The 1091-nt window shown below is 42.2% G+C and carries 1 protein-coding gene; it reads left to right on the plus strand.

The window, feature by feature from the left end:
* Window positions 1-1091: Ig-like domain-containing protein (locus CCAND38_RS01290; protein WP_042343177.1), on the plus strand; the 1091-nt coding region annotated here is incomplete at both ends.

Raw genomic sequence — 1091 nt, forward strand, 5'->3', positions numbered from 1 at the left:
TGGACAACTCAGACAAATACCACAGGAGGACATACCTTTGTGTTGAACGCAGACGGAACATATACGTTTACTCCTTCGACAGACTTTGTAGGAACGGTATCTTATACGTATGAAGTATGTGATAACGGAACACCGCAGGCATGTGCAACAGCTACGATAAGTATCCAAGTATTACCGAAAGGAATCAATAGTTTGGTTGCGAATGATGACACAGCTGTTACTAAAGTAAATACAGGTGTTTTGATAAGCGTGTTGTCGAATGACTTTGATCCAGAAGGAGATACTTTCAGTGTAACGAAACATACGAATCCATCTCATGGAACAGTTGCCTTGAATGCTGACGGAACATTCACATATACACCAACAACAGACTTTGTAGGAGAAGATGAGTTCACTTACACCATTTGTGATGGTAATGTAACGCCTACTTGTACAACAGCGAGAGTACATGTGTCTGTGGTATCTACAACAACTAATATTACAGTTGCTAATGACGATGCTTACAATACGGATGTTAATGTAGCAGTAGTAGGAAATGTGTTGAATAATGACACCGACCCAGAGGGCGATACAGTAACTACTACAGTGGTAACAACTCCTTCTAATGGAACGTTGAGTTTGAGTACAGATGGAACGTTTACGTATACACCGACTACGAACTTTGTAGGGACAGACTCCTTTACGTATAGAGTTTGTGATAGTGGAACTCCACAGGCATGTGATGAAGCTACGGTTTACATTACGGTTAAAGGAGTTGTAGCTACGCCTACAGCGAATACCGATACGTTTACAGCCACGACTTCGACCAACACGCAAACAGTAGGAAACGTATTGGATAACGACAAGCTTGGTACAAAAACACCAACAACATCTGATGTAACGATAACTGTAACGTCAACCCCAACGGGAGCAATCGTACCGAACTTAGACCCTGTAACAGGAAATGTTATGGTGCCGTCAGGTACGCCAACGGGAACGTATACGATAGGTTATAGCATCTGTACAAAATCAGGAACGATTACATGCGATACTGCTACAGTAACGATAGTAGTTACAGAGGTAACAACTCCAACGACACCTGTAGTAGCGAA

The sequence above is a fragment of the Capnocytophaga canis genome (assembly GCF_000827555.1).
GTDB classification, from domain to species: Bacteria; Bacteroidota; Bacteroidia; order Flavobacteriales; family Flavobacteriaceae; genus Capnocytophaga; species Capnocytophaga canis.